A 26821-nucleotide genomic window follows, 5' to 3' on the forward strand; every position below is an offset into this window, starting at 1 on the left:
CAATTGGCCTTCCATCCAATAGCCAATTCACCTAAAGTGGCCTCATGGTTGATGCCCAGCTCAGCGCCCGCACCCTCACGGCCCTCCTCGGCGAGTGGCGCGAGGGCGGCTCCGCCTACACGGCGCTCGCCGACCGGATCCGCCTGCTCACCATCGACGGGCGCATCCCCGTCGACACCCGCCTGCCCGCGGAGCGCGAGCTCGCCGAGCACCTCGGCCTCAGCCGCACCACGGTCACGGCGGCCTATCGGCAGCTGCGTGAGCTCGGCTTCCTGCAGAGCGTGCGCGGTTCGGGCAGTGTCACGCGGCTGCAGGGCACCCCGGCCATGCTCTCGGTGCCGGGCGACCGCGGCTACCTCGATCTCAGCAAGGCGGCCATGCCGGCGCTGCCGTGGCTCGTCGAGGCCAGCCGACGCGGTGTCGAGGAGCTGCCCCGCCACCTCGGTGGTGCCGGCTTCGACCCGATCGGAACGCCGGAGCTTCGCGCGGCCATCGCCGAGCGCTACACGGCTCGCGGCCTGCCGACCGCGCCGGAGCAGATCATGGTCACGATCGGGGCCCAGCACGCGATCGCCCTGCTCTCCCGCGCCCTCATCGGCCGCGGCGACCGCGCCCTGATCGAGCAGCCGACCTACCCGCACGCCTACGAGGCCCTGCGCGCGGCAGGCGCCCGGCTCGTTCCTGTGAGCGCCATCCCCGATTCACAGCGAGCGGATGCCGCGGACTCCGCGGTCGAGACCGCGGCGTTCGAGCAGGCGATCCGGCAGGCCAATCCGGCGATGGGCTACCTCATGCCCGACTTCCACAACCCGACCGGGCGCTCGCTCGCCCCGGAGCAGCGGGAGCGCATCCTCGCCGCCGCGGCCAGGCAGGGCACCGTGATCGTGGCCGACGAGACGACCGCGGAGCTCGACATCGACCGCGTCGGCAGTGTGCTGCCGATGGCGGCGTACGGCGACGCGGTGCTCGTCGGCTCCGTCGGCAAGACGGTGTGGGGTGGCCTCCGCGTCGGCTGGATCCGGGCCGAGCGCCCCCTGATCCGCAAGCTCGTCGGGCTGCGCGCCCCCGGCGACCTCGGCACGCCGATCCTCGAGCAGCTGATCGTGACAGAGCTGCTCCCGGAGATGCCGCGCATCCTCGAGCTCCGCAGGGAGCAGCTGCGCGCCGGGCGCGACCACATCGAGCAGCTGCTCGCCAGCCGCTTCCCCGAGTGGGACGTGCCGCACGTGCACGGCGGCCTCGCCACCTGGATCAACCTCGGGTCGCCCGTCAGCTCGCAGCTCGCCCTCGCAGCCCGCAACCACGGCCTGCTCATCGCGGCCGGCCCGCGCTTCGGCATCGACGGCGCGTTCGAACGCTTCCTGCGCCTGCCGATCAGCTACTCGGCAGAGGAGACGACGCGCGCCGTCGACGCGCTCGCGCTCGCCTGGGGCTCGCTGCTGCGGCATCCGGTGCCGGACACGGGCTACCTCGCCGACGTCGTGTAGCTCGGCACCTCCCGTTCACCCGCGCGACCCCACGGTGTCGCCTGCTGATCACCCCGTGGCCTCCGGGGGCCGACAGCCTGAGCGAAAGCGCCTGCCGCTTCGAGCGCGGCGCGTCACGCACCCAGGAGCCTCCCATGAAACCCACCCGTCTTCTTTGCTGTGCCCTGGCCGCGACTCTCGCGTTCGGCGCGAGTGCCGTCGCCACAGGCGCCGTCGGCCCTGCCGCGGGCCCACTGGGCGCGGTTGCCGCGGCCCAGGCAGACGAGCTGTCCGCCCCGGCCGGCTTCACCCGCACAGCCACCTATCCCGTGTTCCAGAATGTGCCGGCCGGCGTTGATCCTGCCGCCGCGACGGTGGCCGAGATCTCCGCGGTGAGCGCAGACGGCACGACGCTCATCTACACCGATGCACTCGGCAAGCGCATCGGCTTCCTCGACATCAGCGACCCGGCCGCGCCGAGCGGGCTCGGCAGTGTCTCGCTCGCCGAACTCGGGCACGTCGACGATCAGCCCACTTCCGTCGCAGTGTCGGGCGAGTACGTGCTCGTCGTCATCGACGAGACCGGCGGCGACTTCACGGCACCGCGCGGGCGGCTCGACGTGCTGCGCCTCAGCGACCGCAGCCGCGTGGCCAGCATCGACCTCGCCGGCCAGCCCGACTCCATCGCCATCAGCCAGGACGGGGTGTACGCGGCCATCGCGATCGAGAACCAGCGTGATGAGGCGTTCACGCCTGCGGGCGGCGGCGAGGGCGACCTCCCGCAGCTGCCGGCCGGATTCGTGCAGGTGATCGAGCTCGACGACACTCCGGCCGACTGGTCCCCGACCCCGATCCCGTTCGTGAACCCCGACGGCAGCGCGCTGGCCGGCTTCACGGCCGCCGGCATCGACAGCCCCGTCGACCCCGAGCCCGAGTACGTCACGATCAACGCGGACAACAAGCTCGCCGTCACCCTGCAGGAGAACAACGGCATCGTCGTGATCGACCTCCCGACGCGCGCGATCGACACGGTCTTCAGCGCGGGCTCCGTCGCGGTGAGCGGCATCGACGTCAAGAAGGACAAGGTCATCGACCTCAGCGGCTCGATCCCGGCCACCCCGCGCGAGCCCGACTCCATCGCGTGGGTCGACGCCAGCCACGTGGCCACGGCGAACGAGGGTGATTGGAAGGGCGGCAGCCGCGGCTGGACGATCTTCGACACCACCACCGGTGCGGTGGCCTGGGATGCAGGCAACAGCTTCGAGCACCTCGCGGTGCAGCACGGTCTCTACAACGACGCCCGCGCCGCGAAGAAGGGCTCGGAGCCCGAGGGTCTCGCGATCGCCGAGATCGACGGTGTCACGCACGCCTTCGTCGCCAGCGAGCGCAGCAACTACGTCGCCGTGTACTCGCTGGAAGACCCGGTGAACCCGGTGTTCACCCAGCTCCTCTTCGCCACGAACGGCCCAGAGGGCATCCTGCCGATCCCATCGCGTGGCCTGCTCGCCGTGTCGAGTGAGACGGATGACGCCGCCGCCGGCGTGCGTGCAGCGGTGAACCTCTATGCGCTGGGCGGGGGCGCGGGCAGCCGCGCCGCCGGCCAGCCGAGCATCGTGTCCGCAACGACGACGGACGGTCCGATCGGCTGGGCGGCACTCGGCGCACTGAGCGCCGTTCCGGGTGCGCCGGACAAGCTCTACGCGGCCAGTGACTCGGCGCTCAAGCCCAGCACGATCTTCACCGTCGACGTGGCATCCGAGCCGGCCGTCATCCGCGACGCACTCGTCGTGACCACCGCCGGAACCCCGGCCGAGTTCGACATCGAGGGCCTCTTCTCCCGGCCGCAGGGCGGCTTCTGGCTCGCCTCCGAGGGTGCAACCGGCGCGGAGAACACGATCTACCGCACCGACGCCGCCGGAGCGGTCGTTGAGACCGTCGCATTGCCGGCCGATGTCACCGCGCACATCAACAAGTGGGGTCTCGAGGGTGTCACAGCCACGACAGACACCGCAGGCACGGAGATCGTCTACGTCGCGCTGCAGCGCCCGTTGTGGACAGACCCGGCCAGCACCGCCGCCACGGTCGACGGCGAGAACGTCACCCGTATCGGTCGCTACGACGTTGCGGCCAAGAGCTGGAGCTGGTTCGGCTACGAACTCGAATCCCCGGCGACCGGTGGCGCCGACTGGGTCGGGCTGAGCGAGATCGTGGCCGTCGACGCCGACACCCTCGCGGTGATCGAGCGCGACAAGCTCAACGGCCCGGCCGCCGCCAACAAGCGCATCTACACGATCGAGGTTCCGGATGCCGCGGCGGTCGCCGCGGCGCCGAGTCTCGTCATCGCGAAGAAGACGCTGGCCCTCGACGTGCTGCCCGCACTGCGCGAGACGGCCGGGTGGACGCAGGAGAAGCTCGAGGGCCTCACCATCGGCGCCGACGGCAATGTGTACGCCATCACCGACAACGACGGCCTGAAGGACGCGACGGGCGAGACGGTGTTCCTCCGCCTCGGCGCCGCGAGCACGATCTTCGGCTCTGGGCCCACCGAGCCGGAGGTTCCGATCACCCCGGCGAAGCCCGTTCTGAGCCTGGGGGCGAGCACCGTCAAGGCCGGCAGCACGCTCGCCATCTCAGGAACGGGCTTCACGCCGGGAACGTCCGTGTCGCTTGAACTCCACTCGGCGCCTGTCGTTCTCGGCTCGGTCACCGCCGATGCTGCTGGCGCGATCAGCCTGCTGGCCACGATTCCCGCGGCGACCGCTGCCGGCGAGCACAGCATCGTCGTTCTGCAGGGCTCGACCGAGCTTGCGCGCAGTGCCGTGACGATCACCGCAGCCGATGAGGACGGAGCCGGCACCGATCCCGGTTCCGGCAGTGGCACCGCGGGCAACGGCGCAACGACGAACACGGGTGCGTCCCTCGCCAGCACCGGCGTCGAGATGCTCGCACCGGCGCTCGCCGCGCTCGCGCTGCTTGGCGGCGGCGCCGGAGCGCTCGCAATCCGCCGCCGCGGTGCGCGTCGCTCCGAGGGCGCGAACTAGCCGGAGGCGGAGACGGGCGGGGCTCGATGGCTGCGGCGCAGCCAGCGAACCCCGCCCCTTCCGACATCCGTGACCAGATTCACAGCTGAGTGAAACGCAACGCCTCGTTGCACTGAGAGAATGGCGCAATGCACCTTCTTGCTGCGCTCTCCATGAAGAACCGCGCGCTGATCGCCCTCGTCACCGTCGTCGTGATGATCTTCGGCGGCATCGCGCTGACCAGCCTCAAGCAGGAGCTCGCGCCGTCGATCGCCTTCCCGCAGCTGGCGATCATGACGCAGTACCCCGGTGCATCGCCCGACGTCGTCAACGACGACGTGTCGACCCCGATCGAGACTGCGATCCAGGGCATCACGGGACTCGAGTCCACATCGACCTCGAGCTCGACCGGCGTCTCGGTCGTCAGCGCGTCCTTCACCTACGGCACCGACATGGCCTTCGCCGAGCAGAAGCTGCTGAGCTCGGTCAACCGCATCTCGGGCACGCTGCCGAGCGGCGTCGACCCGCAGGTGCTCGCGCTCAGCCTCGATGACTTCCCCGTGATCCAGGTGGCCGTCACCGGTGTCGACGACGTCAGCGCGCTCTCCGATGAGATCTCACGCACCACGCTCGGCGAGCTGCAGGACATCGACGGCGTCCGCGAGGCGAGCATCGTCGGCAAGGTCGGTCAGCGCGTCACCATCACGCCGAACGCCGAGGAGCTCGCCGCGCGCGGCATCAGCGTGAGCGCCATCACCGATGCGCTGCAGCAGAACGGCGTGCTGCTGCCAGCCGGCACGATCACCGAGAACGACAAGACCTTCTCCGTGCAGACCGGTTCGCGCATCACCACACTGGAGGAGCTCACCGCGCTGCCCGTGCTGGGCGCGACCGAGGCGGCCCCGGTCGAGCCCGACGCGCTGTCGGATGCCGCAGCCGAGGGCTTCGCCGGCGCGAACGGCCTCGGCGCCGCGGCCGCCGCCCCGCGCGTCCCGCTGCCGACGACGATCGCCGACGTGGCAACCGTCGCGCTCGAGGACAACCCGGCAGCCAGCATCTCCCGCGTCGACGGCGAGCCGGCCCTCACCATCGCCATCACGAAGCTGCCGGCCGCCAACACCGTCGACGTCTCGAAGGCAGTCCGCGACATGCTGCCGTCGCTGCAGAGCTCGCTCGACTCGACGAACCCCGGTGCCACCTTCACCGTCGTCTTCGACCAGGCCCCGTTCATCGAGCAGTCGATCGAGTCGCTCGCCGTCGAGGGCGTGCTCGGCCTGTTCTTCGCCATCATCGTCATCCTGCTGTTCCTGCTCTCGGTGCGCGCGACCCTCGTCACCGCGATCTCGATCCCCACCTCGGTGATGATCACCTTCATCGGGCTGCAGGCCGCCGACTACACGCTCAACATCCTCACCCTCGGTGCGCTCACGATCTCGATCGGTCGCGTTGTCGACGACTCCATCGTCGTGATCGAGAACATCAAGAGACACCTCGTCGCCGGGCAGGACAAGGCGGCGACGATCGTCAAGGCCGTCAAGGAGGTGGCAGGCGCGATCACCGCCTCGACCATCACCACGGTGGCCGTGTTCGTGCCGATCGCCCTGGTCGAGGGCGTGACCGGTGAGCTGTTCCGGCCGTTCTCGCTCACCGTCACGATCGCGCTGCTGGCCTCGCTGCTCGTCTCGCTCACGATCGTGCCCGTGCTCGCCTACTGGTTCCTCAAGCCCTCGCAGGCGCACAAGCACGCGGATCTCTCGACCGAGGCGCTGGCCGACGAGACCGGCATCGATGAGCTCGAGCACCCCTCTCGCCTGCAGCAGGGATACCTGCCGGTGATCCGCTGGACGCTGAACCACGGTGTCGCGACCCTGCTCGTCGCCGTGCTCGTCCTCGGCGCGACGATCGCCATGGTGCCGTTGATGAAGACGAACTTCCTCGGCTCCTCCGGCCAGAACACCTTCCAGGTGAGCCAGGAGCTGCCGATCGGCACCAGCCTGGCCGCGCTCGACACGGCATCCACCGAGGTCGAAAAGGTGCTGCGCGAGACCGAGGGCGTCGAGATCGTGCAGACCTCGATCGGTGGCGGCAGCAGCCTCTCGGCGGCGTTCGGCGGCGGTGGCGGCTCGACGATCACCTACTCGATCACCACGGAGGACGGCGCAGACCAGGAGGCCATCCAGGCCGAGGTGCGCACGGAGCTCGACGGGCTCTCGGATGTCGGCGAGATCACGATCGCCGCGTCGAGCGGTTTCGGCGCCTCCAGCGACATCGAGGTCGACATCACCGCATCGAACGCCGCCGATCTGCAGCAGGCGACCGACGAGATCAAGACCGCTCTCGATGACCTGGACTCGGTCTCGCAGACCAGCACGAACCTCTCAGAGTCGCGGGCATACATCGGCGTCGAGGTGAACCGTGACGAGGCGGCCGCGGCCGGCTACAGCGAGGTCGCACTCGGCAGCATCGTCTCCCAGGCGATGCAGCCGAAGCAGGCCGGCTCGATCGTGATCGACGAGACGACGCTCACGATCTACATCGCCTCGGCCAACCCGCCGACCACCATCGAGGCGCTCTCCGCGCTCGAGATCCCCACGGTCACGGGGCCGGTGCGCCTCGACACCCTGGCGACCGTGGCCGAGCTCGACGGCCCGGCATCCATCACCACCGTGCGCGGGCTCCGCAGCGCGACCGTCACCGCGACGCCGAACAGCGACGACCTCGGAACGGCCAGCAGCGAGGTCTCCGCGGCGATCGCGACGGCCGACATCCCCGACGGCACGACGGCGACGCTCGGCGGCGTCACGGCCGACCAGAGCGACGCGTTCTCGCAGCTCGGGCTCGCGCTGCTCGTCGCCATCCTGATCGTGTACATCGTGATGGTCGCGACGTTCCGCTCGCTGCTGCAGCCGTTGCTGCTGCTCGTCTCGGTGCCGTTTGCGGCCACCGGCGCCATCGCACTGCAGGTGATCACCGGCATCCCGCTCGGCGTCGCATCGCTCATCGGCGTGCTCATGCTCATCGGAATCGTCGTGACGAACGCGATCGTGCTCGTCGACCTGGTGAACCAGTACCGCGACCGCGGCATGAAGGTGCGCGACGCTCTCGTGCACGGTTCGTCGAGGCGTCTGCGTCCGATCCTGATGACGGCGCTGGCCACGATCTTCGCGCTGCTGCCGATGGCGCTCGGCATCACCGGTCACGGCGGCTTCATCTCGCAGCCGCTCGCGGTCGTTGTGATCGGCGGACTCGTGTCGTCGACCGTGCTCACCCTGATCGTGCTGCCGGTGCTGTACTCGCTTGTCGAGGGAGGCCGCGAGAAGCGCAAGCTCCGCAAGGCGGCCGCGGCCGCGGAACAGGAGCCAGAGGCTCCGCCCGCCGAGCTCGTCGAAACCGCCTGATCCCGTTTCGACCCTTCGACAGGCTCAGGGGAGCCAGGCTCAATCAGCGGGGATTCCCGTTGGTTGAGCCTGTCGAAACCCGGCAAGCAGCGGTGACGGTTCCTGAGATTGCCTGGGTACTGGCTGCCGCCTCTCGGGATGCTCCGCATCCCGCTGGCTTGAGGGAGCGCCAGCGACCGAAGCCCTGACACCGCGCGACGCGGGCGCCGCCCAAGGCGCGCTGCAATACTGAGAGTATGACGCTCGCTCGCAGCACCAAGCTCACCATCGTCGGCGCCGGAAGTGTCGGCTCCTCCCTCGCCTACGCCGCGCTCATCCGCGGTTCGGCCAGGGAGGTCGTGCTCTACGACATCGACACCGCCAAGGCGGAGGCGGAGGTGCTCGACCTCGCCCACGGCACGCCGTTCACCGGGGCGTCCCGCATCACGGGCGGCAGCGACATCGAGCTGGTCGCCGATTCGGATGTCGTCGTCATCACGGCCGGCGCCAAGCAGCAGCCGGGCCAGACCCGCCTCGAGCTGGCCGGCGTCAATGTGCGCATCCTCGAAGCGATGCTGCCGCAGCTCGTCGCACTCGCGCCGCACGCGGTCTTCATCCTGGTGACGAACCCCTGCGACGTGCTCACCGCCGTCGCGGAACGCATCACCGACCTGCCGCCTGGGCGCATCTTCAGCTCCGGCACCGTGCTCGATTCCGCACGGCTGCGGTGGCTCGTGGCCGAGGCCGCGCAGGTCGCCCCGCAGAGCGTGCACGCGCTCATCGTCGGCGAGCACGGCGACAGCGAGTTCCCGCTCTGGTCGTCGGCGACGATCGGGCAGACGCCGCTGGGCGCCTGGATCGATGACGCGGGCCGCGTGCTGTTCCCGCGCGAGCGGCTCGAGACGCTCACCCACGACGTCGTCAACGCGGCGTACAAGATCATCCTGGGCAAGGGGGCGACCAACTACGCGATCGGCCTCTCCGGTGCGCGGATCGTCGAGGCGGTGCTGCAGGACGAGCGCAGCATCCTGCCCGTCTCCAGCGTGCTGCGCGGCTACCGCGGCATCGACGGCGTCGCGCTCAGCGTGCCGTCCATCGTCGGGGCCGGCGGTGTGCAGCGGGTGCTCGACATCTCCCTGGACGCACGCGAGGAGGAGCTGCTGCAGCGCTCCGCCGAGGCGCTCCGTTCCTCGATCGCACTGTTCTAGGCACGGGCATGGCGACCCCGGACTTCGTGCTCGCGCTGCGCGAGAAGATCGGCACCGATGCGCTCTGGCTGAGCGGTGTGACGGCGGTCGTGCTGCGTGAAGCGGCGCCAACGGATGCCGGGGCCGGGCAGCCGGCGGCATCCGGACCCGAGGTGCTGCTCGTTCGGCGAGCAGACACCGGAGCGTGGACGCCCGTGACCGGCATCATCGACCCCGGCGAAGAGCCGGCGGATGCCGCGGCACGCGAGGTGCTCGAGGAGGCCGACATCGTCGCCGCGGTCGAACGCCTCGCCTGGGTGCAGACGCTGCCGGAGCGCGCGTACGCCAACGGCGACAGGGCCGCCTACCTCGACCTCGTCTTCCGCTGCCGCTGGGTGAGCGGCGAGCCGCACCCGGCCGACGGCGAAAACACGGCAGCCGGGTGGTTCGCACTCGACGCCCTGCCGCCGATGTCCGAGAACATGCTCGAGCGGGTGCGCGCGGCGCTCAGCCCCGCCGGCGAGGCCCGCTTCCAGCGCGGAAGCTGAGCCCGCCAGCCGATCCGCCGGCCGGTCTGCCGTTCCGCTGCCGGCACCTGCCCCGTCAGTAACTCAGGCAGTTCGAGCAGGCGGCGGGTGCAGTTCCCGGAGTGCCGCGCCCTTCGCAGGCGCCCGGACGGTTCTGCCTGAGTTGCCGACCCCGCCCGCCCGATCCGCGCACACGCCCGCAGAGAACAGGACTGCCGATTCGTGGGCGCCTCTGCTGAGATGGGCGCATGAAGATTCTGATTCTGGGGGGAACCGCCTGGCTCGGCCGAGAGATCGCCCGCGAGGCTCTGGCCCGCGGGCATGCTGTCACGGCCCTTGCGAGAGGGGAGTCCGGGTCGGTTCCGGATGCCGTGACGCACGTCGTCGCCGACCGCAGCCGTCCCGGCGCCTACGCGGAGGTCGCCGACCGTGACTGGGACGCCGTCGTGGAGATCTCGTGGCAGCCGGCCTTCGTGCGGGACGCGCTGGCGGCGCTCGGGGACAGGGCCGCGCACTGGACGCTGATCTCCTCGACCAGTGTCTACGCCTCGGCGGCCGAGATCGGCGCCGATGAGTCGGCCGCGACGTTCGCCCCGCTGCAGGGCGACCGGGCGGAGAGGGCGGAGTACGGCGAGGCCAAGGCGGCGGTCGAGCAGGCCTCCCGGGCGGCGGTCGACGAGAAGTTGCTCATCGTGCGCCCGGGGTTGATCGGCGGCCCCGGTGACGAGACCGGGCGCAGTGGCGCCTGGGTCGCACGTGCAGCGCGTGCGCCGGGCGCTCCGCTCCTGGTGCCGGACGAGCCGTCGATGCCGACCCAAGTCGTCGACGTGCGCGACCTCGTTGCCTTCGTCGTCGACTCCGCCGAACGCCGGCTGCACGGCATCGTGAACGCCGTCGGCCCGGTTGTGCCGCTCGGGGAATGGATCGAGGAGAGCCGCAGGATCGGCGGCCACGGCGGGGAGCTCGTCGTCGCGTCCTCGGCCTGGCTCCTGGCCAATGGCGTCGAGGAGTTCATGGGGGAAGAGTCGCTGGCGCTCTGGCTTCCCGACCCGGATTACCTCGGGTTCTCGGCCCGGTCGGGGCGGGCCGCGGAGGCCGAAGGGCTCACGCACAGGCCGCGCTCCGAGCTGCTCGGGGATGTGCTCGAGTGGGAACGGAGCCGTGGCCTTGACCGCCCGCGGCGAGCGGGCCTGAGCGCCGAGCGGGAGGCGGAGCTGCTGCAGCGCCACGCCGCGTCCGACTGAGAACCAACCGCCCCGCTTCGGCGAGTTGGCGCGAACGGCCCCATGGGCGGGCGCGAAGGGGCAGTTTGCGCCAACTCGCTGGCGCCGGAGCGAGCCGAGCGTGTGCGGGCGACGGGGCGTCTGGGGGAGCAGACAGGCAGCGTCGCGGATGCCTGTTGTTGCGGCATCCGCGTTGCTAACGTCGAGCTGTGACGACGCAGACGCCCCACTCGCCCACCCTCCCGCACGACCCGCTCTGGCCGCGAACGGGCGGCTGGCCCGCACCGGACGCGCTCATGCCCGGCGCGCACGTCGACCTGGCCATGATCGGCCTCCCCGCCTGGCGCACCTCTCTCTCCACCACCAACGCGGGCGAGACGCCTGACGCCATTCGTGCGGTGCTGCCGCGCTACTCCGACGCGATCATCGGCGACCGCGGTGTGCGCGATGGGATCCGTTCGATCGCCGACCTCACCATCGTCGACTGCGGCAATGTGCACGAGCCGGACGGGCCCGAGGGCGAGAAGCGCGCGCTCGCCGCGGTGGCGCGGGCCGCAGGGCTCGCCGACATGGTCGTCGCACTCGGTGGAGACAACTCCGTGACCGTCGCCTCCGCGCTCGGCACCTGGGGCGGCGCACTGCCGAGCGCCGGGCTGGTGACGCTCGACGCGCACTACGACCTGCGCGACGGGGTCAACAACGGCTCCCCGGTGCGCCGCCTCGTCGAGGCGGGCCTCGCCGGAACCCGGATCGTGCAGATCGGCATCGCCGACTTCGCGAACTCGCGTCGCTACGCCGAGCGCGCCCGCGACTACGGCATCACCGTCGTGCACCGCGATGAGCTGCACCGCCGTCCGATGAGCGACGTGATGGCCGAGGCACTCGACATCGCCGGCTCAGGCGGTGGGCCGGTGCACGTCGACCTCGACGTCGACGTCTGCGATCGTTCCGTCGCCCCCGGCTGCCCCGCATCGGTTCCCGGCGGCATCTCCGCCTACGAGCTGCGACTGGCCGCCCGCGCCGCCGGCGCCGACCGGCGCGTGCGCTCCGTCGACATCGCCGAGGTCGACTCCACCGCGGATGCCGAGGACGGCCGCACGGTCCGCCTCGCCGCGCTCTGCGTGCTCGAGGTGGCGGCCGGGCTCGCGCTGCGCTGAGTCCGAGCGCCCGGATCGCCGAGCGCTCCGTCCACCGGCAGGCCCGCGTCAGCCGCCGAGCCGCCGGCGCAGGAACTCGACGACCCGCTCCCTGGCGAGCAGGGCGGGGTGGCCTGGTGTCTCGCGCAGCTCGGTGGTGAGCACCGAATGCGCGCGCGGCCGGAAACCGGTCGGATTGCCGGCGGAGGAATCGAGCGTGATCACCTCGAAGGCGTCGCCGAGGCGGTCCTTCAGCGTGCGGAAGCGGGCGACGGGCGAGGCCATGTCCTGGCTGAAGCGCAGGCCGATCGCGCAGAGCTCTCCGGATGCCGCGCGCTCGGCGACCCGGTCGAATTCCGCCGCGCTCATCCCGGGGTCGGCGCGGCGCCGGGCCCCGATAGGGAAGGGTGCGGATGGCTGGCTCGCCACCGCGGCCAGGACGGACTCATCGACGGCGGTCGCCAAGGCGAAACCACCGCTGAAGCACATGCCGATCACTCCGACGCCGGCTCCCGGCGTCCGCGCGGCGAGGTCAGCGGCAACCGCACGCAGGTAGGCCGTGACGGGTCGCTTCGAGTCGAGGGCGAACGCGCGGAACTCGGCCGAGACGCAGAGCCGCGCGACGACGGGGAGCACGTAGCCGGTGGATGCCGCGCGCCCCGGTTCGCCGAACGGCGACGGCACGACAACGGTGAAGCCCTGCCCGACGAGGTGCTCGGCGAGGCCGAGGACCTCCGGGGTGATGCCGGGGATCTCGGGGATCAGCACGACACCGGGCCCGCTGCCCTTCTCGAAGCAGTCGTGGGTGATGCCGGCGCCGGTGAACGGTGAGCGTGTCCAGCCGTCCACGGTGGCCGAGGGTGGGCCGTGCGGTGTCATTGGTCTCCTCGACTGTGGGTGGATCGTCCGGCCCGCTGCACTGAAGTTGCGCCGCCGTTGCTTCACAGTCTTGCCGCTCCGATCGGTCGAGGCCGGCACATCCGTGTCTGTGTCCACCCGAGCCGATGAGAGGAGTGGGGGTGACGGAGCGCGACTCGATGTGTATTCTCGGCGGTGAAAGCGGGGTCATCATGAAGACGCTCCTCCTCATCCGGCACGCGAAATCCAGCTGGGACATCCCCAGCCTCGTCGACGAGGCCCGTCCGCTGAACGAGCGCGGGAAACGCGACGCACCGGAAATGGGGAGGCGCCTGGCGCGGCGCGGCATCGAGCCGGATGCCATCCTGAGCAGCCCCGCCGTGCGGGCCCGCACAACGGCGGAGCTCATCGCGCGTGAACTCGACGCGGACGAGACGCTGGTCGTCGACCATCGGCTGTATGCGACGAGCGCCGACGGGCTGCTCGAGGTGATCCGTGCGCAGGATGACAGCGTCGGCTGCCTTCTCGTGGTCGGTCACAACCCCGAGATGGACACCCTGGCCAGGCGGTTCTCGCCGTTGACCCCGCCGATGTCCACCTGCGCGGTGCTCGAGCTGCACTTCGACGTGAATTCCTGGCCGGCCATCCGGGCCGGCGCGCTGCTCAACAAACGCTACGACGCCCCGAAGCTCGCCGAGGTCTGAGCGGTTCGCGCTCCACGTACAGGAGCAGAGCCGCGCCGGGTCCCCTGAGAGGCCCGGCGGCGCTCAGCTCCTGCGTTTTCTCCGGAACTCAGCCGACGACGAGCGTGCCGTCCTTCCAGACGCGCTGCACCAGCGGAACGCCCGGCCGGTAGGCCAGGTGCACGTAGCCGGGGGTCTTCAGCTGCACGAGGTCGGCGCGGGTGCCGGGCATGAGTCGGCCGACATCCGCGCGCTCGAGGGCGACGGCGCCACCGGCGGTCGCCGCCCACAGCGCCTCGGCCGGGGTCATGCCCATGTCGCGCACGGCGACGGCGATGCAGAACGGCATCGACGAGGTGAAGCTCGAGCCGGGGTTCGTGTCGCAGGCGATCGCCACCGTCACGCCGGCGTCGAGCAGACGCCGCCCGCTCGGGTACGGCTGCCTGGTCGAGAACTCGACGCCGGGCAGCAGCGTGGCCACGGTGCTCGATGCGGCGAGGGCCGCGACATCCTCATCGCTGAGGTAGGTGCAGTGATCCACGGATGCCGCCCCCAGCTCGATCGCGAGCCGCACACCGTCGCCAGGGCCCAGCTGACTCGCGTGCACGCGCGGCTTCAGGCCGGCCGTGATGCCGGCCTCGAGCACTCGTCGGCTCTGCTCCACGCTGAAGGCACCCGTCTCGCAGAACACGTCGATCCACTTGGCGTGCGGGGCGCAGGCCTCGAGCATCGGACCGGTGACCAGCTCGACGTACTCGTCGGCGCCGCCCTCCCGTGAGGCGAACTCGGCCGGGACGACGTGAGCGCCGAGGAAGGTGACCTCGTCGGTGACCTCCGACGCGAGCCGCACGAGGCGTTCCTCGCTCTCGACCGAGAGGCCGTAGCCGCTCTTGATCTCGAGCGTGGTCGTGCCCTGCGCGAGCATCTCGTCGACGAAACCGTAGAGCCGCGCGCGCAGTTCCTCGTCGCTCGCCGCGCGGGTCGCCGCAACGGTCGAGCGGATGCCGCCGGCCTCGTACGTGCGGCCGGCCATGCGCGCCTCGAACTCGGCGGCGCGATCGCCGCCGAACACGACGTGGCTGTGGCTGTCGACGAAGCCGGGGATGACGCAGGCGCCGCCCGCGCTCTGCTTGTCGATGTCGGAGAGCGGGCCGAGGCCGAGCTCGGCGATGGCGGTCGCGGCGTCGACGGCCGCGCCGATCCACGCCACGCGGCCGCCGTCGATGATGACGGCGGCATCCGTCAGTTCACCGGTCGGCCCGGTGCCCAGTGTCGGGTCGTTGGTGACCAGCAGTCCGATGTCGGTGAGCAGCGTCGTCGTCATGGTGCAATCCTCTCGTTGTTTCCTCCCGCCGGCTGAGGTTTCCTCCCGCCGGCTGAGGGAGGAACGACCGAAGCCCCGAGCGGTGCCAGGGCCTCGCTCGCCGGCTTCCTCAGTCGGCGTCGGGGAGCATCGGCACGCGGAGCCCGCGCTCGCGGGCGACCTCGACGGCGCGCGGGTAGCCGGCATCCACGTGGCGCATGACGCCGGTTCCCGGGTCGTTCACCAGCACGCGGGCGATCTTCTCGGCCGCGAGCGGGGTGCCGTCGGCCACGATCACCTGGCCGGCGTGGATGGAGCGGCCGATGCCGACGCCGCCGCCGTGGTGGATCGAGACCCAGGTGGCCCCGGATGCCGTGTTCAGCAGTGCGTTCAGCAGCGGCCAGTCGGCGATGGCGTCCGAGCCGTCGGCCATGGCCTCGGTCTCGCGGTACGGCGAGGCGACGGAGCCGGAGTCGAGGTGGTCGCGCCCGATCGCGAGCGGCGCGCTGAGCTCACCCGATGCGACCATCTCGTTGAACTTGAGCCCGGCGAGGTGGCGCTCCTTGTAGCCGAGCCAGCAGATGCGGGCCGGCAGCCCCTCGAAGTGCACCTTCTCGCCGGCCGCGGTGATCCAGCGGCGCAGGTGCTCGTCCTCCGGGAACAGCTCGAGGATCGCCCTGTCGGTCGCGGCGATGTCGGCCGGGTCGCCGGAGAGCGCCGCCCAGCGGAACGGGCCCTTGCCCTCGGCGAACAGTGGCCGGATGTAGGCCGGCACGAATCCGGGGAACTCGAATGCGCGCTCGTAGCCGCCGAGCTTGGCCTCGGCGCGGATGGAGTTGCCGTAGTCGAAGACCTCGGCCCCGGCATCCTGGAACTCGACCATGGCCTTCACCTGCTTGGCCATCGAGGCACGGGCGCGCTCAGTGAAGCCCTCCGGGTCGGATGCCGCGAGCTCACGCCACTCTTCGACGGAGACGCCCTCGGGCAGGTAGGAGAGCGGGTCGTGGGCGCTGGTCTGGTCGGTGACGATGTCGATCGGCACCTGGCGGGCCAGCAGCTCGGGGAAGACCGTTGCCGCGTTGCCGACGAGGCCGACGGAGAGTGCACGGCCCTCCGCCTTGGCGGCGAGCACGCGGGCGATGGCGTCGTCGATGTCGTCGGTCATCTCGTCGAGGTAGCCCTTGGAGACACGGCGGGCCAGGCGGGTCGCGTCCACGTCGACGATGAGCACGACGCCCTCATTCATGGTCACGGCCAGCGGCTGCGCGCCGCCCATGCCGCCGCAGCCGCCGGTGAGGGTGAGGGTCCCGGCGAGGCTGGCGTTTGCGGCATCCGCTGCGCTCAGCCCGCGGGCCGTTGCAAGCTTGACGCCGATCGCGGCGAAGGTCTCATAGGTTCCCTGCAGGATGCCCTGGGTGCCGATGTAGATCCAGCTGCCGGCCGTCATCTGGCCGTACATGGTGAGGCCGAGCGCCTCGAGCCGGCGGAACTCCGGCCAGTTCGCCCAGTCACCGACGAGGTTCGAGTTGGCGATGAGCACGCGGGGAGCCCACTCGTGGGTGCGGAACACGCCGACCGGCTTGCCCGACTGCACGAGCAGGGTCTCGTCGCTCTCGAGGGTCTCGAGCGTGCGCACGATCGCGTCGTAGGCCTCCCAGCTGCGGGCGGCCTTGCCCGTTCCGCCGTAGACCACGAGCTCGTCCGGGTGCTCCGCGACCTCCGGATCGAGGTTGTTCATGAGCATGCGCAGCGGTCCCTCCGTCTGCCAGCTCTTGGCGCTGAGGGTCGTTCCGCGCGCTGCGCGCACCGGGCGGGGGCCCGCGGCGGTGTCGACGGTGTCTGTCTGTGGCTGTGCTGGCGTCATCATGACTTCCTTGTGCTGGAGATGCGGTGTGCGGCGCCTGGATTGCGGCGCGGCACTCGCGAAACTTCGCTTCTTCGATTTCAGCGCGAACGGATGCCGCGGGCAACGCGCGTCCCGTATCCTTTGTCTGGAATCACAGACGCGATGATCGCAGCAGCCGGCAGGATCGCACGCGGGGATCGGAGAGATGATGGCGTCCAACGGTGACGTGACCCCAGGGGCGACGGTGTCGAGCAAGGTTCCTGCGGCCGAACACACGCTGCGGATCCTCTCGTTCCTCTCGACCCAGCGCGGACCGGTGCCGGCCGCGACCATCGCGAGTGCCCTCGGCATCCCGCGCTCGACGGTCTACCACCTGCTCGTCGTGCTTGCCCAGCATGGCTTCGTGCTGCACCTGCCTGAGGCCAAGCGCTACGGGCTCGGCCCGGCCGCCTTTGAGCTGAGCGGTGGCTTCTCGCGGCAGGAGCCGCTCAGCCGCATCGGCCAGCCACTGCTCGCCGGGCTCGTCGACCGGGTCGGCGAGAGCGGCCACCTCGTCGTGCTGCACGGCCGCGATGTGCTCTACATCGCCGAGGAGCGGGCCCCGCGCCGGCCGCGCCTGGTCACCGATGTCGGCATCCGGCTGCCCGCCCACCTCACCGCGAGCGGCCGCGCGATGCTCGCGACGCTGCCCCCGGCCCAGCTCCGTGCGCTCTACCCGGATGCCGCGGCCTTCGTCGACCGGAACGGTCAGCCGCCGCACAACTACTCGCAGCTGAAGGCGGTGTTGCAGACCGTCCGCGAGCGCGGCTACGCGACGGAGGACAGCGCCGTGACGGCCGACTTCGCCTCGCTCGCCGTCGCGGTGCGCGACCACGTCGGCTGGCCGGCCGCCGGCATCGCGCTCACCTTCCCGCGGGACTCGGTCGCGCCTGAGCGCTGGCCGGAGCTCGCCGCGCAAATCGGCGAGGTGGCCGCCGAGCTCGCCCGCCGCATCCGCGGCTCCGCCCTCTGAGTTACCTCCCCGTGGCTCAGCCGCTCCCGAACTCGAAGGATCGGCGCATTAGCTGGCGCTGATACCGCCGTTACGTCGAGTTCGGGCTCGCTTGAGGCGAGCAGGCGAGCGGGCGGCCGTTGTGAGGCGGGCTAGCCGACGGAGACGCCGCGGGCCGCGAGGAACGGCAGCGGGTCGGTGCGCACGCCGTCGAGGGCGACCTCGAAGTGCAGGTGGCATCCGGTGGAGACGCCCGTGCTGCCCGAGAGCGCGATCGCCTCGCCGGCCGCGACGACCTGTCCGGGCGTCACCGCCAGCCCGCCGTCGGCGATGTGGGCGTACGTCGTCGTGATGCCGTCACCGTGGTCGATGACGACGCGGTTGCCGAGGCCGCCGTACGGCCCGCTCGCGCTGACCGTTCCGGCCGCAGCCGCCACGATCCAGGCGTTGCACCCTGTGCCGATGTCGATCGCGTAGTGGAATGGCCCCGCCCCGGCCGGCCGGTCGGGGCGCAGACCGAATCCATCGGTGATCGGGCCGATTCCCGGTGCCGTCCAGGCCTGATCGCTGAGCCGGCCGTCATCCGTCGGCACGAGGGGGAGCGCCACGATCGACGTTGCGGCGGCACTGGCCACGCGGAGCGAATCGAGCACAGCGGATGCCGCGCTCACGGCCTGCTGCGCCGCGGCGAGTTCCTCCCGCGCCTCGTCGAGGGGGAGTTCCGCTGCGGCCGCCAGCGCCTGCTCGGCATGGCTGCGGGCGGCATCGGCCCGGAGGTTGTCGCGGTCGGCGCGATCGGCGAGGGTATCGAGATCGGAGCTGATGTTGTTCAGGCGGTCGACGGTGGAGAGCTCGTCCAGCAGCGCTCCGTCCGAGCCCTTGCCGAAGTAGACGTCGATCGGGCTCACCCCCTGGCTCGGTGATCCGCTCGGCCGCATCGCCTGCACGAGCACCCGCGTGGATGCCGCCGCCTCGGCTTCCGCTGCGGTCGCGGCGTCGGCCAGGACGGATGCCGTCAGCATCTCGTCGTCGTACTGCGTCTTCACAAAGGTGTAGCGGTCCTCCGCTGTGGCGAGGGCGGCCCTGCTCTCACGCAGCGCGCTCGCGGCCTTCGACAGGGCTGCCGACCGACCGGTCGCCTCCACACGGGCGGCGGAGAGTGAGGAGTAGCCGAATGTCCGCGCGGTCAGCCACTGCGTCCCCGTGACGCGCGGGCCGCCCGGCCGAGGCGGGACCACCGTCGGCGGTGCGGGCGTCGGGCTGGCGGTCGGTGTCGGGCTCGCGCTGGGTGTCGGCGATGGCGTCGGAGTGGGCGTCGGAGTGGGAGTTGGCGTGGCCGTGGGACTCGGCGTCGGCGAAGGGCTCGGAGTCGGCTCCGGGGTCGGTTCCGGCGTCGTCGTCGGCGTCGGAGTCGGATCGGGACTCGGCGTCGGAGTGGGGGTCGGCGTCGGGACGGGGGTCGGTACCGGCGTGGCCGGGGGGACGAGCGGCGGCACCGGTGCCGGTGTTGGCGTCGGGGTCGGAGTGGGCGTCGGCGTCGGCGTCGGCGTCGGCGTTGGTGTTGCCTCCGGCTCGTCTACCGGAGTCGTCGCATCGCTCGTCGCGTCGCCGGGCCCCAACAGTTCGGGCGCGACGGGGCTCGGCGTCGAATCCGAGGAGGGGGCGGCATCCACGGCGACATCGACGGCCGTGGCCGCCGAGGGGATGCCGGAGAAGGCGAGAGTGGCCGTGACCGCGATCGAGAGCGCCAGAGGGGGTCGGTGCCACCGCAGGGGGCGGCGCCGATCCAATCCAGGGTCGTTCGAGAATCGCAGGGTCATGACGAGTAACCATCCACATTCGGGTTATGGATAGCCGGCCAGTGGGTCAGCCCCGCCAGTCTGTCACTCTGCCCGGGCGCGCACAATGCTTTGCGCGCGGATTCCCGCAGGGCGATGGCGCCAGGAGGCGCCGCGAACTCAGGCCAGTTGGCCTGTTTCGGCGCTCGCCGCGGCCAGCACGCGACCGCTCTGCACGAGCTCCACGACCGCCTCGATCTCGGGGGAGAGGTAGCGGTCCTGGCCCGGGCCGCCCGACGCCTCGTTCACCATCCGCATCACGGCGCCCGTCGCAACGCCCGGCTGCAGTGGCGCGCGCAGGGCGAGCCCGCGGGCCGCCGTGAGCAGCTCAATCGCGAGCACCCGGCCGAGGCCGTCGATCGAGCGGCGCAGCTTCCTGGCGGCGGCCCAGCCCATCGACACGTGGTCCTCCTGCATGGCCGAGCTCGGGATGGAGTCGACGGATGCCGGGGCCGCCAGTCGCTTCATCTCGCTCACGATGCCCGCGGCGGTGTACTGGGCGATCATCAGCCCCGAGTCGACGCCGACCTCGTGCGCGAGGAACGGCGGCAGGCCCTGGTTGCGCGAACGGTCGAGGAAGCGGTCGGTGCGGCGCTCGCTCATGCTCGCGACATCGGCGGCGGCGATGGCGAGGAAGTCGAGCACGTAGCCGACCGGTGCGCCGTGGAAGTTGCCGTTGGACTCGACGCGACCGTCGAGCGTGAGCACCGGGTTGTCGACGGCGCTGGCCAGCTCGGCGAGCGCGACGTTCGTGGCGTGCGCGACGGTGTCACGGGCTGCGCCGTGCACGATCGGGGCGCAGCGCAGCGAGTAGGCGTCCTGCACGCGCTGGTCCTCCGGCCCGGCGTGGCTGGCCACGATCGGGGAGCCGGCGAGGATCGCGCGGAAGTTCGCGGCGGCCAGAGCCTGCCCGGCCTGAGGCCGGAGCTTGTGCAGGTCGGCGGCGAACACGGCATCCGTGCCCATCAGGCCCTCGACGCTCATCGAGGCGGCGATGTCGGCCGTCCGCAGCAGCGCGGTGAGGTCGTGGATGGCGAGCGAGAGCATTCCGAGCATGCCGTCGGTGCCGTTGATGAGGGCGAGGCCCTCCTTCTCGCCGAGCTGCAGCGGGGTGATGCCGGCGGCGGCCAGGGCGGATGCCGCGCTCAGCTTGTCGCCGTCGACCCGCACCTCGCCCTCGCCCATCGCCACGAGCGCGCAGTGCGCAAGCGGGGCGAGGTCGCCGGAGCAGCCGAGCGAGCCGTACTCCCGCACGACCGGGGTGATGCCGGCGTTCAGGATTGCCGCGTAGGTCTCCGCCGTCTCGCGGCGCACGCCGGTGCGCCCCGTCATCAGGGTGCTGAGGCGCAGCAGCATGAGGGAGCGCACGACCTCGCGCTCGACCTCCGCGCCGGATCCGGCGGCGTGGGAGCGCACGAGGCTGGCCTGCAGCTGGGCGCGGCGGTCCGACTCGATGTACGTGGTGGCGAGCGCCCCGAACCCGGTGGAGATGCCGTAGTGCGCTGCGGGGTCGGCGGCGAGACCGTCGATGATGGTGCGGCTGGCCGCGACGGCATCCAGCGCGGCCGGGTCGAGCACGATGTGTGCGTCGTGGCGGGCGACGGCCACGACCTCGGCGATGCTGAGCGGCCCCTGGCCGACGGTGACGGGTGCTGTGGTCGTGCCGACTGCTGCGGATGGCGCTGAAATGCTCATGAGTCCAGTGCACAGCACGCGAGGGCGATCGGCAATCCACGGCGCCCCGTTGCCGTCTGGAATGCCAGACGACGGGGCGGATGCTGGCGAGCTCAGGCGACGGGTTGCTCGCACGGTGCTGCGTGCTGCGCGGCTGCCGCTTCGCGCCTCCGGGCAACGGCCGTCGTCAGCCGGTCGATGACCAGGCCGAGCCCGAGGGCGATGACGACGCCGATGGCGGCCCCGAGGAGCGGCTGCTCCTTCACCCAGTGCCCGGCGAGCACTCCGATCAGCACGGAGTAGACGGCCCAGCACGTCCCGGCCAGCACGGTCAGCGGCCAGAATCGGCGGTGGGAGAACCCGGTCGCCCCCGCCGTCATGTTCACCGCAATGCGGCCGACCGGGATGTAGCGGGCGACGAGCAGCATGCTGGCGGCGCTGCGGCTGAGCCCCCTGTCCGCCCAGTCGAGCGCGGAGACGGCCCTGGCGTGCCGCATCCACCTGAACCGGTTCGTGCCGACCCTGCGGCCGAGCCAGTACGCGATGTTGTCGCCGACCGCCGCGCCGATGGCGGCAAGCACGACGATCAGAACCGGGTTCGGGGCGCCGGTGCTCACACCGACGGCGGCCGCGACGACGACGATGCTCTCGCTGGGCACGGGAGGGAAGAAGCCGTCGATCACGACGATCGCGAAGACCACCAGGTAGACGAAAGGCGAGCTCACCGTCGCGAGCAGGAAGTCTGTGAGCAGGTCCATGGGTGACATCAATTCGAGTCGGATGACGGAGGGGAAATCGGGGCATTCTCAGGCTAGGAATCGGCCAGTGCGCGGGCATCGCCCGCAGGTCGTGCCTGCGTCATCCGTGTGGATGACGTTGTCGTAGGCCGAGCGGCCCACCCGGCTCGGAGCGCAGCGCCGATGCGGCCGCTGCCGAGCAGCGCAATGCCCAGCATCGTCAGGGCCGCGGTGGCCGGCAGCGGTCCGAACCCGGCGATCAGCACGACCGCGACACCGCCGGCCCCGAGCAGCGCGTCGAGCGCGACGGAACGGGACGTCGGCAGGGCGGCGCTGCCGCTGCGCCGGCCACGCTCGAAGCGGGCGAAGAGCGAGACAGCAGGGGCCACCGCGACGCCGACGAGGAGCAGCCACATCGCCCTGCTGCTCCACCACTCGGCGCTGAGCGGCTCTGGCAGGGCGATCCCCGTTGCCGCGTTGACGATCAGCAGAGCCGCCGCCAGGGCAATGAGCACCGGCATGTGCCAGATGTAGACGGTCATGCCCCGCTTGCCGAGCCCGTCGATCGCGCGCCGCACGCGTTCGCGCTCGGCCAGAACGGAGATGCGGCCGCGCAGCAGCGAGAACACCATCAGCTGGGCGGCGCCGAGCAGCACCAGGCAGACGGTCGGCGGGTTGAGGTTCACGAACATGTCCGCCGGGTACGGCCCGGCCGTGAGGGCGAGCAGCGCGGTGATGGCGGCGACGATCACCCCGGCCTTGGCGCGAGGCGCGAGCGTATCGACGAGGCCGTCTGCGAGCCAGAATCCGAACTGCTGCACCAGCAGCCAGACGAACAGCAGGTTGAGGAAGCCGATCGCCTCGACGCCGCTGCTCATGCGCGCGACGTCAACGGCCACGACGGCGGCCAGCAGGAGCCCCGGGGCGGCGACCCTGGCGCGTTCGTGTGCGGCGACCATGAGCGGGACGAGCGCGGAGCAGAGGATGTAGACACCGAGGAACCAGAGCGGCTGCCCGATGCGGAACCCGGCGGTCGCCACGAGCTCGGCCGGCATGCCGACCATGGCCAGGCCGAGCAGCACAGCGCCGACGACCGCGACGAGTGCGAGTGCCGGCCGCACCAGGCGATCGATCCGGCCGCGCACATACGACGCCGGGGAGACCCCACGGGCGCGCAGCCCGCGCCACTGGGTGATGCTCGCGAAGCCGCCGATGACGAAGAAGAGCGGCATGACCTGCACGATCCAGCTGACCGGAGCGAACCAGGCCTGGTGCTCGAGCGCGTTCTGCAGAACGGGGCCGCCGGCGCCGACGCTGACGCCGACCATCATCGCGTGCAGGGCGACGACGGCCACGAGCAGCACCGCCCGCACCGCATCGACGCTCGCGTCTCGGCCACTTCGAACTCGTGCGGTGACGTCGCGCCCGGCGAGCACGGCGCCGTTGGGGCCGGATGCCGCGGCGCCCCCGGCCCGCGGCTGCGGCGTTGTGCCGCTCGGTCGTTCTGGCGCGATCGTCACGATGAATCCCCTTGTCAGGGCGGCGCTTCCGCCCGTGACGGCAGGCTAAGGAGACGGTGTGCGCGCCGGCATCACCCCGCGGAGCCGTTCGTTGCCCCTACCGCGGTAGGGGTCGGGCGGCTAGGCGCCAGGCGCGGAGGGGGAGCCGCCGCCCGGCTGCACCAGGGCGACGTCGTAGGCGAAGACCACGGCCTGCACCCGGTCGCGCAGGTTCAGCTTGCCGAGCACCTTGCTGACGTGGGTCTTGACGGTCTGCTCCGCGATGAACAGCGCCGCCGCGATCTCGGTGTTCGAGAGTCCGCGGCCGACGAAGGTCAACACCTCGATCTCGCGCTCGGTGAGCCCGGAGAGCAGGGCGGCGTCGGTGCGCGGCGGAGGGCCGGAGCGGGCGAAGTCCTCGATCAGGCGCCTGGTCACACTGGGGGCCAGCAGGGCGTCTCCGCCGGCCACGATGCGCACGGCCGCGATGAGGTCCTCCGGCAGCGCATCCTTCAGCAGGAATCCGCTCGCGCCGGCACGCAGCGCCTCGTAGACGTAGTCGTCGATGTCGAAGGTCGTCAGCATGAGCACGTGCGGAACATAGTCGCTGCTGCGCGGCGGAGTCTGCAACGCCCTGGTGGCTTCGAGACCGTTCATGACCGGCATCCGCACGTCCATCACGACCACGTCGGGGCGCAGCTCGTGGGCGAGGTCAACGGCCTCGCGGCCGTTGGCGGCCTGGCCGAGCACGGTGATGTCCGGCTGGGAGTCGAGCACTGCGGCGAAGCCGGCGCGCACCATCGCCTGGTCATCGACGACGAGAACTGTGATCGTCACGGCCGCGCCGCCCCTTTCCTGTCGTCACTCACCGCTGCCCCGTTGGGTGCGGATGCCGCGATCGGCAGCGTCGCGAGCACGCGGTATCCGCCATCGGCCGTCGGGCCGGCGTGCAGCTCCCCACCCAGCATGGTGCACCGTTCGCGCATGCCGATCAGGCCATGCCCACCGCTCGGTGGCCGGGAACCCCCTCGAGCGCCGGCGGGCGGTGCGGCGTTCTCGACGCTGAGCACGATGGCGCCGTCGATCAACTCGGCGCGCACGACGGCGGGGGCGCCTGGGGCGTGCCGCACGACGTTGCTGAGCGACTCCTGCGCGATGCGGTAGGCCGCGGTGCCGGCGAGCCCGTCGTCCGGCAGCTCCGGCGCGATGTCGATCGCGACCGCGACGCCCGCGCGCTCGATCGAGGGCAGGAGCTCGGCGATCTGCCGGATTCCTGGCTGCGGCATCGCCTCGCGCTGGGTGTCCTCGCTGCGCAGCACGCCGAGGAGCTGGCGCATCTCCTGCATGGCCGCACGGGCCGATGCGGCGATCTCGCCGAACTCGGTCCTGGCCGCATCGTCGAGCTCCGGCAGCCGGTACGGGGCACTGGACGCCTGCACCTGGATCACCGACATGCTGTGGGCGACGACGTCGTGCAGCTCGCGAGCGATGCGGTTGCGCTCCTCGACGAGTACCCGGCGCTGCTGCTCCGCGGCGCTCTGCTGTCGCTCGATGGCGAGCTCCCCGCGCATCCGCATGCTCTGGGCGAGGAGTCGGGCCAGGAGCAGCGCGAAGGCGCTGATCGCCGTCGTCGTGACCACGTTGGCCACGATTCCCTCGACCGTGGCGACCTTGCTCTCGCCTGCGCCGGAGTACAGCAGAATCTGCAGGGAGGTCGCGGCGGCGATGGCCCAGGCGGCGACGCCGATCACGATCGGGCGGAGCAGCCCGAGCACCACAAGCATGCCGCAGAGCGTGAGCAACCCGGGCACGGCGAGGGGCCACGGCACGCCGGGAGCGACGGTGCCGAACGCGATGAACAGCGACGTGCCGGCGACCCAGCTCGCGATCGACCACTGCGGCGCGATGATGGCCAGCGGGATGCTGCCGCTCTGCAGGATGCCGACTGCGAAAGCGGCGAGAACCGGAAGCTTGTAGATCGTGGCCGAGAGCGGAACACCGACGCAGAAGAGCACGATCGCGAGCGCGCAGGAGGCCACCCAGAGCAGGAATCGTTCTTGCTCGGGGGTTCGCGGCATTCGCGGCGCTCTCAGCGGCCGCGGTGCGCGCGGCGTCGCCGGCTGTCGTGGGTGTCGTGCCATCATCGTGCTGCAACTCTGACACGGCGTGGCGGGGCCCGCATCACCCGGCGGAGTGGTTCCGCCCCGTACCGGCGTACTGTCTGCGGACCGTCAGCTGCGCGGGGCCAGCCAGCGGCGCAGCAGCCTCGTCACGGTCGGCAGCATGACGTACGTCATGATCGGCGTCAGGCAGAGCGTCGTGATGAGCACGCGGAGCACGGTCGGCAAGCCGTCCCAGCCGGGCACCAGCCACGCGACGAGGTAGGCGAAGGCGACGTTGAGGGGGAAGAAGCCGAGCCAGATGGTGACCGCCTGCTTCCAGCGCGGCGGAACGGGGGAGCCGGTGCCGGCGTGCTCGACCGTGATGGCGGTCGGCTCGTCGAACCAGCCCTCGATCCCGGTGCGGCGCTCGGTCTTCTGCTCGTGCACGAAGCCGCTGCCGGTCTCGAGCCACCAGGCGCGCTCCGGTGATTGCTCCCAGTGCAGCAGGGCAGCGGCATCCGCGAATCGGTAGAGGATGTGCCAGCGGGTGCGGTCGGAACCGGAGCGGACCCAGCCGGATCCGAGGAAGCCGGGGTAGGTCGTGGCGAGGTTGATGCCGGTCTGCATCCAGGCCGTTGCCTCGGTGATGCGCGCCGGGTCGACGGTGCGCTCGATCGAGACGGTGATGGGGGTGTTGTCCATAGTTCTAAGCCAAGCGCACCGAGCTTTCGGTGATGTGTCGTGGTGGTCGTGGTGATGCGTGCGGCGGCGCGCGTCAGGCGGGGACGGGCTCCGCCGCGGGTGCGAGTGCGGGGTAGAGCGCGTCGAGGGCGTCGACGAGCGGAGCGAGCTCCGGCACCTGCTTCGCCTGCTCGATGGCCTCGTGCAGCGTCGCGTCGTGAGTGGGGCGGGCCTGCTCGAGCACGGCGTCGCCGGCGGCCGTGAGCTCCGTGTAGATGCCGCGGCGGTCGTCGACGCACAGGATGCGGGTGAGCAGGCCGCGGTCCTCGAGTCGGGTGACGAGGCGGGTGGTCGCGCTGCTGGAGAGTGCGGTCGCGCGCGCGAGCTGCTGCATGCGCATGTGCCAGCCGTGTTGGCGGCTGAGCGCGTCGAGAACGGTGTACTCGACGACGGAGAGCCCGTGCTCATTCTGCAGCGCCTTCTCCAGCGCTGACTCGATGATCCCGTGCACGGCGGCGAGCGCGCGCCAACCCTGGGCGCGGATCTCTACTGCGTCGTCGGCGATTCCCATGGGCGTGCTCCCTCCGTGTCCGTTCGTACTGCCTGCGGCAACTATAGCAGCTTGCGCCGATAGAAAGCGTGTGCAACTATTTATGCAGCGCGTGCAATTACT

20 protein-coding genes are annotated in these 26821 nt (G+C 71.2%); 9 read left to right on the top strand and 11 right to left on the bottom strand.

Going from position 1 to position 26821, the window contains the following annotated elements; genetic code table 11:
- Positions 1-44: 44 nt before the first annotated feature.
- From yczR to EV379_RS01040, 7 genes are all read left to right on the top strand, one after another.
- Positions 45-1487, top strand: a complete 1443-nt coding sequence (yczR, locus tag EV379_RS01010) for a MocR-like transcription factor YczR (RefSeq protein WP_130504512.1) — start codon at positions 45-47, stop codon at positions 1485-1487.
- Positions 1488-1621: 134 nt separating this feature from the next.
- The gene (locus EV379_RS01015; protein WP_130504513.1) at positions 1622-4507 is read left to right on the top strand and encodes an esterase-like activity of phytase family protein; all 2886 of its coding nucleotides are present in this window, start codon (positions 1622-1624) and stop codon (positions 4505-4507) included.
- Positions 4508-4635: 128 nt separating this feature from the next.
- Positions 4636-7884 (top strand): efflux RND transporter permease subunit, encoded by a 3249-nt coding sequence (locus tag EV379_RS01020; RefSeq protein ID WP_130504514.1) that lies wholly within the window; start codon positions 4636-4638, stop codon positions 7882-7884.
- Positions 7885-8120: 236 nt separating this feature from the next.
- Entirely contained in the window at positions 8121-9071 is a 951-nt protein-coding gene (locus tag EV379_RS01025) for an L-lactate dehydrogenase (protein WP_130504515.1), read from the top strand.
- An 8-nt stretch (positions 9072-9079) separates the two neighbouring features.
- Positions 9080-9598: an NUDIX hydrolase gene (locus EV379_RS01030; protein ID WP_130504516.1), complete on the top strand. Its 519-nt coding sequence runs from the start codon at positions 9080-9082 to the stop codon at positions 9596-9598.
- A gap of 227 nt (positions 9599-9825) precedes the next feature.
- Positions 9826-10821: an NAD-dependent epimerase/dehydratase family protein gene (locus EV379_RS01035; protein WP_130504517.1), complete on the top strand. Its 996-nt coding sequence runs from the start codon at positions 9826-9828 to the stop codon at positions 10819-10821.
- Between the two features lie 275 nt (positions 10822-11096).
- The gene (locus EV379_RS01040; RefSeq protein WP_130507219.1) at positions 11097-11957 is read left to right on the top strand and encodes an arginase family protein; all 861 of its coding nucleotides are present in this window, start codon (positions 11097-11099) and stop codon (positions 11955-11957) included.
- Between the two features lie 48 nt (positions 11958-12005).
- Here the strand turns inward: EV379_RS01040 and EV379_RS01045 are convergent, their stop codons facing one another.
- Positions 12006-12815, bottom strand: coding sequence for a dienelactone hydrolase family protein (locus EV379_RS01045; protein WP_130504518.1), 810 nt, complete (start codon positions 12813-12815; stop codon positions 12006-12008).
- Positions 12816-12955: 140 nt separating this feature from the next.
- Here EV379_RS01045 and EV379_RS01050 point away from each other — a divergent pair, with 140 nt between their 5' ends.
- Complete coding sequence (locus EV379_RS01050) at positions 12956-13498, top strand: SixA phosphatase family protein (RefSeq protein WP_207226173.1); 543 nt, start codon at positions 12956-12958, stop codon at positions 13496-13498.
- A gap of 88 nt (positions 13499-13586) precedes the next feature.
- Here the strand turns inward: EV379_RS01050 and hutI are convergent, their stop codons facing one another.
- Both hutI and hutU read right to left on the bottom strand, forming a co-directional pair.
- Positions 13587-14801 carry an imidazolonepropionase gene (gene hutI / locus EV379_RS01055; protein WP_130504519.1) on the bottom strand — a complete coding sequence of 405 codons (1215 nt, stop codon included), beginning with the start codon at positions 14799-14801 and terminating at the stop codon, positions 13587-13589.
- A 109-nt stretch (positions 14802-14910) separates the two neighbouring features.
- Entirely contained in the window at positions 14911-16644 is a 1734-nt protein-coding gene (gene hutU / locus EV379_RS01060) for a urocanate hydratase (RefSeq protein WP_130504520.1), read from the bottom strand.
- A 187-nt stretch (positions 16645-16831) separates the two neighbouring features.
- Between hutU and EV379_RS01065 the strand changes: the two genes are divergently transcribed.
- Positions 16832-17638, top strand: a complete 807-nt coding sequence (locus tag EV379_RS01065; protein WP_242616179.1) for an IclR family transcriptional regulator — start codon at positions 16832-16834, stop codon at positions 17636-17638.
- A 131-nt stretch (positions 17639-17769) separates the two neighbouring features.
- On the opposite strand, the gene EV379_RS17280 is transcribed toward EV379_RS01065, so the two are convergent.
- The 8 genes from EV379_RS17280 to EV379_RS01110 all read right to left on the bottom strand — a co-directional run bounded on the left by EV379_RS17280 (position 17770) and on the right by EV379_RS01110 (position 26719).
- The gene (locus EV379_RS17280) at positions 17770-19437 is read right to left on the bottom strand and encodes a M23 family metallopeptidase (RefSeq protein WP_207226174.1); all 1668 of its coding nucleotides are present in this window, start codon (positions 19435-19437) and stop codon (positions 17770-17772) included.
- A gap of 138 nt (positions 19438-19575) precedes the next feature.
- The gene (gene hutH / locus EV379_RS01080) at positions 19576-21150 is read right to left on the bottom strand and encodes a histidine ammonia-lyase (RefSeq protein WP_130504521.1); all 1575 of its coding nucleotides are present in this window, start codon (positions 21148-21150) and stop codon (positions 19576-19578) included.
- 92 nt (positions 21151-21242) lie between these two features.
- Positions 21243-21887 carry a DedA family protein gene (locus tag EV379_RS01085; protein ID WP_130504522.1) on the bottom strand — a complete coding sequence of 215 codons (645 nt, stop codon included), beginning with the start codon at positions 21885-21887 and terminating at the stop codon, positions 21243-21245.
- A 53-nt stretch (positions 21888-21940) separates the two neighbouring features.
- Positions 21941-23386, bottom strand: a complete 1446-nt coding sequence (locus tag EV379_RS01090; RefSeq protein ID WP_165397248.1) for an acyltransferase family protein — start codon at positions 23384-23386, stop codon at positions 21941-21943.
- A gap of 120 nt (positions 23387-23506) precedes the next feature.
- Entirely contained in the window at positions 23507-24202 is a 696-nt protein-coding gene (locus tag EV379_RS01095; protein ID WP_130504524.1) for a response regulator, read from the bottom strand.
- The gene (locus EV379_RS01100; RefSeq protein WP_165397249.1) at positions 24199-25443 is read right to left on the bottom strand and encodes a sensor histidine kinase; all 1245 of its coding nucleotides are present in this window, start codon (positions 25441-25443) and stop codon (positions 24199-24201) included. Before EV379_RS01100 ends, EV379_RS01095 begins: the two co-directional genes overlap by 4 nt.
- Before the next feature lie 153 nt (positions 25444-25596).
- Positions 25597-26169, bottom strand: coding sequence for an antibiotic biosynthesis monooxygenase (locus tag EV379_RS01105; RefSeq protein WP_130504526.1), 573 nt, complete (start codon positions 26167-26169; stop codon positions 25597-25599).
- A gap of 73 nt (positions 26170-26242) precedes the next feature.
- On the bottom strand, positions 26243-26719 hold the full coding sequence (locus EV379_RS01110; protein ID WP_130504527.1) for a MarR family winged helix-turn-helix transcriptional regulator: 477 nt from the start codon (positions 26717-26719) through the stop codon (positions 26243-26245).
- Positions 26720-26821: the final 102 nt, after the last annotated feature.

Source organism: Microterricola gilva, assembly GCF_004217495.1.
In the GTDB taxonomy this organism is placed as follows: domain Bacteria; phylum Actinomycetota; class Actinomycetes; order Actinomycetales; family Microbacteriaceae; genus Microterricola; species Microterricola gilva.

Coding starts and splice junctions, on each gene's coding strand:
- EV379_RS01085 (WP_130504522.1), bottom strand. CDS start 21,887: ATGGACCTGCTCACAGACTTCCTGCTCGCGACGGTGAGCTCGCCTTTC.
- EV379_RS01035 (WP_130504517.1), top strand. CDS start 9,826: ATGAAGATTCTGATTCTGGGGGGAACCGCCTGGCTCGGCCGAGAGATC.
- EV379_RS01020 (WP_130504514.1), top strand. CDS start 4,636: ATGCACCTTCTTGCTGCGCTCTCCATGAAGAACCGCGCGCTGATCGCC.
- hutH (WP_130504521.1), bottom strand. CDS start 21,150: ATGAGCATTTCAGCGCCATCCGCAGCAGTCGGCACGACCACAGCACCC.
- hutU (WP_130504520.1), bottom strand. CDS start 16,644: ATGACGCCAGCACAGCCACAGACAGACACCGTCGACACCGCCGCGGGC.
- EV379_RS01040 (WP_130507219.1), top strand. CDS start 11,097: ATGCCCGGCGCGCACGTCGACCTGGCCATGATCGGCCTCCCCGCCTGG.
- EV379_RS01025 (WP_130504515.1), top strand. CDS start 8,121: ATGACGCTCGCTCGCAGCACCAAGCTCACCATCGTCGGCGCCGGAAGT.
- EV379_RS01105 (WP_130504526.1), bottom strand. CDS start 26,169: ATGGACAACACCCCCATCACCGTCTCGATCGAGCGCACCGTCGACCCG.
- EV379_RS01065 (WP_242616179.1), top strand. CDS start 16,832: ATGATGGCGTCCAACGGTGACGTGACCCCAGGGGCGACGGTGTCGAGC.
- yczR (WP_130504512.1), top strand. CDS start 45: ATGGTTGATGCCCAGCTCAGCGCCCGCACCCTCACGGCCCTCCTCGGC.
- EV379_RS17280 (WP_207226174.1), bottom strand. CDS start 19,437: ATGACCCTGCGATTCTCGAACGACCCTGGATTGGATCGGCGCCGCCCC.
- hutI (WP_130504519.1), bottom strand. CDS start 14,801: ATGACGACGACGCTGCTCACCGACATCGGACTGCTGGTCACCAACGAC.
- EV379_RS01110 (WP_130504527.1), bottom strand. CDS start 26,719: ATGGGAATCGCCGACGACGCAGTAGAGATCCGCGCCCAGGGTTGGCGC.
- EV379_RS01030 (WP_130504516.1), top strand. CDS start 9,080: ATGGCGACCCCGGACTTCGTGCTCGCGCTGCGCGAGAAGATCGGCACC.
- EV379_RS01045 (WP_130504518.1), bottom strand. CDS start 12,815: ATGACACCGCACGGCCCACCCTCGGCCACCGTGGACGGCTGGACACGC.
- EV379_RS01015 (WP_130504513.1), top strand. CDS start 1,622: ATGAAACCCACCCGTCTTCTTTGCTGTGCCCTGGCCGCGACTCTCGCG.
- EV379_RS01100 (WP_165397249.1), bottom strand. CDS start 25,443: ATGCCGCGAACCCCCGAGCAAGAACGATTCCTGCTCTGGGTGGCCTCC.